This is a genomic window from Roseinatronobacter ekhonensis (genome assembly GCF_900499075.1).
In the GTDB taxonomy this organism is placed as follows: Bacteria; Pseudomonadota; Alphaproteobacteria; order Rhodobacterales; family Rhodobacteraceae; genus Roseinatronobacter; species Roseinatronobacter ekhonensis.
Genome location: NZ_UIHC01000041.1, coordinates 23,007 through 31,372, shown reverse-complemented (window position 1 = coordinate 31,372; position 8,366 = coordinate 23,007). Strand labels below are relative to the sequence as shown.

Annotated in this window: 12 protein-coding genes and 1 pseudogene; 6 read left to right on the top strand and 7 right to left on the bottom strand. The window is 61.1% G+C overall.

All coding sequences use genetic code 11. The annotated features are described in order from the left end of the window. Both ROE7235_RS15030 and ROE7235_RS15025 read left to right on the top strand, forming a co-directional pair. A partial coding sequence (locus tag ROE7235_RS15030; protein WP_220669575.1) for a hypothetical protein occupies window positions 1-213 on the top strand: 213 nt, incomplete at its 5' end. Continuing rightward, window positions 210-425, top strand: a complete 216-nt coding sequence (locus ROE7235_RS15025) for a DUF7220 family protein (RefSeq protein WP_121096316.1) — start codon at window positions 210-212, stop codon at window positions 423-425. The genes ROE7235_RS15030 and ROE7235_RS15025, both read left to right, overlap by 4 nt. An 82-nt stretch (window positions 426-507) precedes the next feature. Here the strand turns inward: ROE7235_RS15025 and ROE7235_RS15020 are convergent, their stop codons facing one another. From ROE7235_RS15020 to ROE7235_RS15005, 4 genes are all read right to left on the bottom strand, one after another. Further along, window positions 508-1,842, bottom strand: coding sequence for an MATE family efflux transporter (locus ROE7235_RS15020; protein WP_121096315.1), 1,335 nt, complete (start codon window positions 1,840-1,842; stop codon window positions 508-510). Window positions 1,843-2,066: 224 nt separating this feature from the next. Next, window positions 2,067-2,564, bottom strand: a complete 498-nt coding sequence (locus tag ROE7235_RS15015) for a DUF3489 domain-containing protein (RefSeq protein WP_121096314.1) — start codon at window positions 2,562-2,564, stop codon at window positions 2,067-2,069. Window positions 2,565-2,654: 90 nt separating this feature from the next. After that, the gene (locus tag ROE7235_RS15010) at window positions 2,655-2,879 is read right to left on the bottom strand and encodes a hypothetical protein (RefSeq protein ID WP_121096323.1); all 225 of its coding nucleotides are present in this window, start codon (window positions 2,877-2,879) and stop codon (window positions 2,655-2,657) included. A gap of 146 nt (window positions 2,880-3,025) precedes the next feature. Beyond that, window positions 3,026-3,280, bottom strand: coding sequence for a hypothetical protein (locus tag ROE7235_RS15005; protein WP_121096313.1), 255 nt, complete (start codon window positions 3,278-3,280; stop codon window positions 3,026-3,028). Between the two features lie 54 nt (window positions 3,281-3,334). On the opposite strand from ROE7235_RS15005, the pseudogene ROE7235_RS15000 reads away from it, so the two are divergent. Next, window positions 3,335-4,368: pseudogene (locus ROE7235_RS15000) on the top strand (IS110 family RNA-guided transposase). 337 nt (window positions 4,369-4,705) lie between these two features. Here the strand turns inward: ROE7235_RS15000 and ROE7235_RS14995 are convergent. Genes ROE7235_RS14995 through ROE7235_RS14985 form a run of 3 tightly spaced genes read right to left on the bottom strand, consistent with a single transcriptional unit; the run spans window position 4,706 to window position 5,446 of the window. After that, window positions 4,706-4,939, bottom strand: a complete 234-nt coding sequence (locus ROE7235_RS14995) for a hypothetical protein (RefSeq protein ID WP_121096312.1) — start codon at window positions 4,937-4,939, stop codon at window positions 4,706-4,708. Between the two features lie 12 nt (window positions 4,940-4,951). Beyond that, window positions 4,952-5,173, bottom strand: coding sequence for a DUF6900 domain-containing protein (locus ROE7235_RS14990; protein ID WP_121096311.1), 222 nt, complete (start codon window positions 5,171-5,173; stop codon window positions 4,952-4,954). Window positions 5,174-5,233: 60 nt separating this feature from the next. After that, window positions 5,234-5,446 carry a hypothetical protein gene (locus ROE7235_RS14985; protein ID WP_147434226.1) on the bottom strand — a complete coding sequence of 71 codons (213 nt, stop codon included), beginning with the start codon at window positions 5,444-5,446 and terminating at the stop codon, window positions 5,234-5,236. A gap of 143 nt (window positions 5,447-5,589) precedes the next feature. On the opposite strand from ROE7235_RS14985, the gene ROE7235_RS14980 reads away from it, so the two are divergent. The 3 genes from ROE7235_RS14980 to ROE7235_RS14970 are packed head-to-tail and all read left to right on the top strand — an operon-like array spanning window position 5,590 to window position 8,362. Then, window positions 5,590-6,138, top strand: coding sequence for a hypothetical protein (locus ROE7235_RS14980; RefSeq protein ID WP_121096309.1), 549 nt, complete (start codon window positions 5,590-5,592; stop codon window positions 6,136-6,138). After that, window positions 6,086-8,140, top strand: a complete 2,055-nt coding sequence (locus ROE7235_RS14975; protein WP_183073530.1) for a phage terminase large subunit family protein — start codon at window positions 6,086-6,088, stop codon at window positions 8,138-8,140. The genes ROE7235_RS14980 and ROE7235_RS14975 overlap by 53 nt, the downstream gene beginning before the upstream one ends. 12 nt (window positions 8,141-8,152) lie before the next feature. Continuing rightward, entirely contained in the window at window positions 8,153-8,362 is a 210-nt protein-coding gene (locus ROE7235_RS14970; RefSeq protein WP_121096308.1) for a phage head-tail joining protein, read from the top strand. Window positions 8,363-8,366: the final 4 nt, after the last annotated feature.

The window sequence follows — 8,366 nt, the reverse complement described above, 5'->3', positions numbered from 1 at the left end:
AGCGCCTCAAGCGCCACAGCAGCTTTAAACTTGTCTGAAAAGTTCCGTCGCTTTGTCATTCTCGTATCCATTCGTGCGCGTTGGATACATCTTAGCACGCTGTCCAAATTTGCCGGACCACTTCAATGGCAGGCCTTCACGGGCGAGGACGCTGTGCTGGCCGAGACCGGGGAGAGTTTTGCCTCCCTTAAGGCAAAACGGCTGGCGGCATGACCCAGTCACGGCGCCTGTCGCTGATTGAAGCCGCGACCAATGTCGCCGTGGGCTATGTCCTGGCGGTCGTGGCCCAGATCGTAGTGTTCCCATGGTTTGGGTTGCAGGCGAGCCTCGGCGAGAACCTGGCACTAGGTGGGGTCTTCACCGCGATCTCCCTGATCCGCAGCTACACGCTACGCAGGCTGTTTGAGGCAGTCGGCAGGCGGTAGCCTAGGGCAGCTCTGCGGACTCTGCTAACGTTCGTTGCGGCTTAGCCAATGTCTGCAAACGCAGATGCTGCCCTATCCTTCTTCATCCTAGACGCCTGGCAGCGCAAAATGCTATTGTCGACAATAGAACAGCGGCACATGCGAGGCCAAGGCAAAATCCGATCCAAACGCCCAGCGCACCAAAGCTTGTAGCTTCGGCAAGAAACATACCACCACCCAATCCAACGACCCAGTAGCAGCTCGTACTCAGCAGCATCGGCATGACTGTTTGACGTAGCCCACGCAGCGCATGGATGTAGACGATCTGCAAAGCGTCGAACACAAAAAATGGAGCTGTCCACCGGAGCAGATTAACCATCAAAGACCTGACCTCCGACGATATGTCGGAGCTTGAGAAAAGCGTAACGGTTGCGTCCGCGAATATTCCCGCAACTAGAGCTATGCATGCGGCAACAACCCCGGCAACTATTCCGCCAATGCGAAGCAAACGAGTGAGATTTGCATGACCTTTTGAACGGTTTGCGGCGATACGCGCAGCCAGAACCTCCCCCAATGCACCGCTCGCGGCGTAGTTCAGTTCCATGATTGCAAAAACCAATGTTCCGGCGGCGAGCCATAAGGTGGAGTAAAGCCCCAAAAGATAGAGGACGACGATAAACAGAACGCTTTCAAGCGCCTGTTGCGCGCCCGCCGCCCATCCAAGGCGGATGATATCGGCCATGAAGCGGACAACGACATGGCGTCGAAGCCGACGCACTCTCACATGATCCGAGCAGAGCACGAGACCCAAAAGCGCAATTGCGGCACAGGCGTTCACCCCAAGTGTCGCCCACGCAGCACCTGCCACACCGAGCCCTTGCCACGCGCCAATGCCATGAACCAGCGCAATGCTTGTCATGAGGTTTCCCAGAACGATTCCAATAGAGAGCCACGTGATTGCAGCTGTCCTCTCCACTGCATTCAGGACGTTCTTGAGCACGGAGAACAGAAGTGCGGGAGCTATGGCCCATGCGAGGATGCCTGCATATCTATCAAAAGCGACAATAAAGTCGGGATCGTACCCGCTTGCCGTCAATATCGCGCCAGAGGCGTTTGCGACAATTATGGCCAAGGTGACGAAGGGGATGATCATCGCGACAGACGCCAAGACGACAGCACCACACCGCGCTGGATTTGGTTTTTCCGCCATTAATACTGTCCCTATGGACAGAACGGCGAAGCCAATCACCATCACGGACAACAGAATAGTTTTGCCCAGACCAACCGCCGCAAGATCGGTTGTGCCGAGCGCGCCCACAACTGCGAGATCGGTCAGCCCTACAAGGATCTCTGTCAGATAGAAGGCTCCGATGGGGAGGGCGGTTCTGACGAGCGATATGGGGGTTATGGGCGTTTCAGCTTTGGGTATATTGGGCATTTGGCCACCGTGCTTTGTTGCACGGTCACCCAAAGAGCTGATGACCTTGGACCGCCGAATGTAGTCGGCGGGGCAGCTTACCAGGGCGAAGGTTATCCACCTGAGGCATTAATATCAATAACCCTTAGAGGCCATTCGTGCGCGGCGCAGCATTTGTCAATGTGGGCTCACAGCCGACCCTCGCTGCGCGACCCGTCAATGACGGCAAAGGACATCCTTCGACGTCAGACTACCCGATACACCGACCCGCGCCCTTGCTCTTTTTGGCTTGTGATCTGGAGCCCCAGCTTTTTCTTCAGCCCACCCGAGATCAGGCCACGGGCACTATGGGCCTGCCAGCCAGTGGCCGCGACGATCTCGGCGATCGACGCCCCGTCAGGCCGCTGCAGCAGCGCGATGATCTGCGCCCGTTTGGTGCCCGCGCGGATGGCGACGGGTTTCGGCCTGTCGCGGGCTACCACCGGCTCGATCCCGATGGCCGCCAGCCCGGCCTCGGTGGCGATCAGAGTGGTGCCGTGACCATCGCCGGTCTCGCGCCAGAGCGGTTCGCCCCGGCGGAGATTGGCATCGACCTCTTCAAGCCAGCCGCGCGTGACCATCGCGGTCACGGCCTTCTGGGCGGCTGCGCCATTCAGCCCCTCGGGCAACGGCATGGCCAGATGGCCGGGGCGCGTCGCCGCGCGGCTGAGGACAAGGCTCTGGGTGTCGGTGAGTTTAGGCATGGGTCGTCTCCGTGATCAGGGCCGCGATCATCGCCGGCCTTCAAGCACCCCAAGCCCGCCATGCGGCGGGCCGAGGTGGCGCTGCGGCAATCACTCTGCGAATTCGCCCTCCTTGAAGGCGGCGTCCGAGATCTCGCGCAGGCTGTCGCGGTAGTGGCTGAGGGTCCCGACATGGCCCCAATGGATCTCGTCGGGGTCGGTCTCGAAGTGATCGTCGCTGAGCGCGGTGAGGCGTGCGAGCATGTTGTCGATCTCGGCCTTGGCGGCGAGGAAGGCGTCGACGGCTGTGGAATTGTCAGTTGTGCGGCAGGTCATGGCGGGGGCTCCTTGGTCGAGTTGCATCGTTTCCGTGCAACAACCATCGCTCTAGAGCGGCGATGATCGTAGAGAATTCTGAGCAATATCATTGCTTTCTGATCATTCCGGTTTGGGCCATGCGCCCTCAGCCCGGAACGTTCAGCTCACTCGTCTTCAGGTATGACTTCGACCCATCGACCGCCCATCCAGAGATAGAGATGGCAGAACTGGCGTGTGGGTCGAGGCAGGATGACCGGATCGCGGGTCGGGACAAAAGCCTCGATCTCGCCCGCACGGACCGCGCGGATCTCGCGGGCGGCGAGAATATCCTCGGGCGTCCATGGGGCAAGCGCGGGCAGCATATGCGACGGGTAGCCGTCATAATGAATGGAATGGTTGCCGCCCTCCCCCGAGGGCATCGCAATATGCCAAAGTGGCGGTAATCGCCACGAACGCATGGAAGGAGGGCAATTATGACGATGGATACGATCATTGGGGTCGATTTGGCAAAGAACGTCTTTCAGCTCCACGGGGCTTCTGACAGCGGCGAAGTCAAGTTCCGCAAGAAGCTGACGCGCGAACAGTTCCGCCGGTTCATGGCGGATCATCCGCCAGCAATCGTGGCGATGGAGGCTTGCGGCAGCGCGCATTATTGGGCACGCGAAATGGAGAAACTGGGCCATGCCGTGAAACTGATCGCGCCCCGCTATGTGAAACCGTTCGTCAAGCGCCAGAAAAACGATGCGGCCGATGCCGAGGCGATCGTGATCGCGGCGCAGCGGCCTGAAATGCGATTTGTTGTGCCAAAATCAGAGGAGCAGCAGGCGAGCGCGGTTTTGTTTCGTGCACGCGAGCGTCTCGTCCACCAGCGCACCGACCTGGTGAACTCCCTCCGCTCGGTTCTCTATGAATACGGGCATGTCGTGCCCTAGGGGATCAAGCACCTCCCGCGGATCGCGGAGATCATCGCGGCACCCAACTCCGACTTGCCTGAACTGGTTCGGGAGGAATGTCATGAACTGATTGAACAGATCACGCAGATTTCCAACCGAATTGCAGAGAAGAATGCAAAGACCAAGAAGCTGGCAGCTGAGACGGACACGGCGCGCAGGCTGCAGACCATGCCGGGTGTCGGACCGCTGATCGCGCTGGCGATCGAAGCATTTGCGCCGTCCATGGAGAATTTCGAACGTGGTAGGGATTTCGCGGCGTGGCTTGGGCTTGTGCCCCGGCAGTTCTCATCAGGCGGCAAGCAAAGGCTTGGGCGCGTGTCTAAAGCAGGTCAGGCAGATATTCGGCAACTGCTTATCATGGGCGCGATGTCACGCCTGAACTGGGCAGGGAGGAGAGGGATCGCCGAAGGGGGTCATGGCTGGCGCGGATTTGCACCAGAAAACCCCGCATGGTGGTCGCCGTCGCGCTGGCCAACAAGATGGCGCGCGCCATATGGGCGATGCTTACGAAACAGCAGGATTATCGAGATCCGGCGATGGGGATTGCAGCATGAGGCACGCACAAGAGCGGCGCATCGCAACCTGACGTCGGTATAGACGTGTGAGAAGGCAACGACCTGAATGGGCAAATGATCGAAACGATCGGGATCGGGAAAACCAGCTGTATTGCTAGCGCGTAGAAGCACGAGTAATGAATTTGGACCCGCTCCGCTGATCACCATACTGGCCAGCGGCTCCTGCGAACGCCGTATGTAAAGGCCTCACAGAGAACCGCACTCGATCACCGGCTTTGAAGGTCAGAATCTTCTTGCACACTGGGCGGCAACCACAGAGGCAATAAACATGTGCCCACTGCTCGGGCCCGATCTGGATGGCAATCTGCGCGCGTGCTCATTGTAAGGCCAATCTGAGCAGCTTGAGCTCTGTGAGGATAGTGCAGGCAGCGGTGAGCTGCACCGTGGGAATGTCGATCCTGATATGCGTGATCACGTCCGAGGCATCAGCCTTGATGCCACCTCCGCGTAATGCGGTCTGGATGATCTCTGCCACGATATCAGGGCGGCTCGCGTCGAATTCGCGCGGCAGGGCATCGTGGTTGATCCGGATTGTCGTCATGGCCGTCATGGAAATGTCCTTTCAAAAATGAACTGTGTCGGAATCTGCGGTAGAACCCGCCCGCCGCCCAGCCTCAAACGCCGCCTCCAGCGCGGAGCGAATGGCCCAGATCGCTGTGTCGTGGAAGTCGAGCGCATCAGAATTGCGCGTCTCAAGGGTCTCGAGAAACAAGTGTCGCTCGGCGATCTCCATCAGCTGGGAATCGCGGGCAATGGCTGGATCAATGGTCTTGGTGCTGGACATGGGTGTTCTCCGTCTGGGACGTGATCGACGATGGGCGCGTTGTTGGCGCGCGGCGTGCTCTCAAATCAGCCCGTGCTGTTTCAGGACCGGGACAACATCGCCCAGCTCAATCGTCAGGCAGTCGATTCCGACCCGGCCGGCCATTTCAAAAACCTCGGCGTTGAGGTTCACCTCGTTGAGCTTGCCCTGCAGCGTGGCGGTGCTCATTGCCTGCACAAAGCGGGTGCGGTCGATGAAGATGCGGGTCGTGTCGGAGGGGATTGCGATGGTCATGGTTTTGGTCCTTTCGGGCGCTGTGTCGGGTGCGCGATGCACCGTTTCCTTGCTGACAGAGTCGCTCTTAAGGCGAGTGTAATCAACTGAATAAGACAGGTATTTCTGTTTAATACCAATATCTTGAGGCTCACCCTGTTGCCATGGAAGGTCTGTCTGAACGCGCCTATGCCGCCCAGTCCGGTCTGTCGCGCGGCGCCGTGCAGAAGGCGCGCAAAAACGGGCGATTGGTACTCTTTGCCGATGGCTCGATCAATGCGGCAGCGTCTGATGCCCGGCGCGGCGCCATGACGGATCCAGATCAGCAGATGCGGGCGCGTGCTGGATCGGGTGCCAACGAGAGCGCTGTTTCCGGTCCCGGCGACAGCACCTCCTATCTGAAGGCGCGCACGGCGCTGACGGTCTACCAGGCGCAGGAACGTCAGCTCGCAATCCAGAAGAAGAAAGGTGTGCTGGTCGATCGCGCGCGGGCCGAAACGCTGGTGTTTCGCCTTGCGCGTCAGGAGCGCGATACATGGGTCACCTGGCCCACCCGCGTGGCGGCGCTGATGGCCGCACAACTCGCCGCAGAGATGGAGGCCGCAACGGGCAGCCCCGTGACACTCGAGACTGCGATCCTGCAAAGGGTGCTGGAAACCCATGTCCGAGAGCAGCTCGACGCCCTCGCAGACCTCCGGGTCTCGCTTGCATGACAGCAAAGGAGCAGATGACCATGCCCTGACCGAGGATCTGGACCTCGCGTTTGACGGGGCCGAGGACATCCTGCGCGCCTGGCGGCGCGGCATGCGCCCCGATGCTGACCTGACCGTATCGGAATGGGCCGATGCGCATCGCTGGCTCAGCTCGCGGGCCTCGGCCGAGCCCGGGCGGTACCGTACGGCCCGCACGCCTTACTTACGCGGCATCATGGACGCGCTGTCCCCGAGCCACCCGGCGCAGCGGATCAGCTTCATGAAAGCCGCGCAGGTCGGCGCGACCGAGGCCGGCAATAACTGGATCGGCTTTGTCATCCATCACGCGCCGGGCCCGATGCTGGGGGTGCTGCCCACAGTGGAAATGGCGAAGCGCAGCTCGCGGGGCCGGATCGATCCGCTGATTGAGGACAGCGCTGCGCTGAAGGAACGCGTGAGTCCTGCCCGCTCGCGCGACGCCGGTAATTCCATGCTGTCCAAGGAATTCCCCGGAGGCATTCTGGTGCTGACCGGTGCGAACTCGGCCACAGGTCTGCGGTCCATGCCCGCGCGCTATGTGTTCCTAGACGAGGTCGATGCCTATCCGGCCTCGGCGGATGAGGAAGGCGATCCTGTCACGCTGGCCGAAGCCCGCACCACCACCTTCGCGCACCGGCGCAAGGTGTTCATGGTCTCGACCCCCACGATCCGGGGGCTATCGCGCATCGAGCGGGAGTTCGAGGCTTCTGACCAGCGCCGGTATTTCGTGCCATGCCCGCATTGCGGACATATGCAGTGGCTGGAGTTCGAACGGCTGCGCTGGGACAAGGGACAGCCGGAAACGGCAGCCTATCACTGCGCAGGCTGCGACACACCCATCGCCGAGCATCACAAGACGCAGATGCTGGAGCAAGGCGAGTGGCGGGCGACGGCCGTATCGGCAGACCCAACATCTATCGGGTTCCACTTGTCTGCCCTCTACTCGCCCATCGGCTGGAAGAGCTGGGAGCAGATCGCGCGGGACTGGCTTGCCGCCCAAGGGTCCGACGAGATGCTGCGCGCCGCGCGCAACACGCTCTTTGGCGAGACATGGGTCGAGTCGGGCGAAGCGCCAGAATGGCAGCGGCTGGCGGATCGGCGGATCGCCTTCCCCGAGCAGATCCCCTTAGGCGGGCTGTTCCTGACCGCGGGCGCCGATGTGCAAAAGGACCGGATCGAGGTCGATATCTGGGCCTGGGGACGCGGCATGACCAGCTGGCTCGTGGATCACATCGTCATTCCAGGCGGGCCGGATGATCCTGCGTGCTGGGAGACGCTGACTGCGCTTCTTAGCCAGACTTGGGTCCACGAGCGTGGTGCCGTTATGACGCTGGCGAAACTCGCGATCGATACGGGCTACGAATCCGCCGCCGTCTATGCCTGGTCCCGCAAGCAGGGCATCGCGCAGGTCGCACCTGTGAAAGGCCTAGAAGGGTTCAACCGGGCGACACCCGTTTCGGGGCCGACCTATGTCGATGCGACCGTGAACGGACGGAAGCTGAAACGCGGGGCTCGCCTCTGGACCGTGGCCACGGCCACCTTCAAGGCCGAGACCTATCGGTATCTGCGCATCGAGCGGCCCAGCGATGAGGAGATCGCGCTGGGCATGCCGCATCCGGCTGGCACAATCCACCTGCCCGACTGGGCCGACAGCGAATGGCTGAAGCAACTCGTCGCCGAGCAGCTGGTCACGATCCGCGACAAGCGCGGCTATGCCCGGCAGGAATGGCAAAAGCTGCGCGAGCGCAATGAAGCGCTAGACACACGGGTCTATGCGCGCGCCGCCGCCTGGATCCTTGGCGCTGACCGCTTCGATGAGAGGATGTGGCGGCAGCTGGAGACGCAGGCGGGGGTCGAGCCCCCGAGTGTTGCGCCTGCGGAGGCATCGGACGCTGCCCGGAACACAGCAGAACCCCAGGCCGGGCGCATCACCGCGCCCCGCCGCCGCGGCTGGAAGATCAGCACGCCACGATACATGGAATGACCGGACCCACCGATGACCATCGAAGAATTGAAACTCCGCCACAGCGCCCTGCTGGCTGCGCGCTACAGTGGCACGCGGTCGGTAAGCTATGACGGCAAAAGCATCACCTATGGGTCTGACGCGGAAATGGCGGCGACGATCGCTGATATCGAACGTCGCATTGCGAAACTCGAGCGCGGCACCGGGCGCGTGTTGCGTCCCTTTGCCGTGAAAGACCTGTGATGAG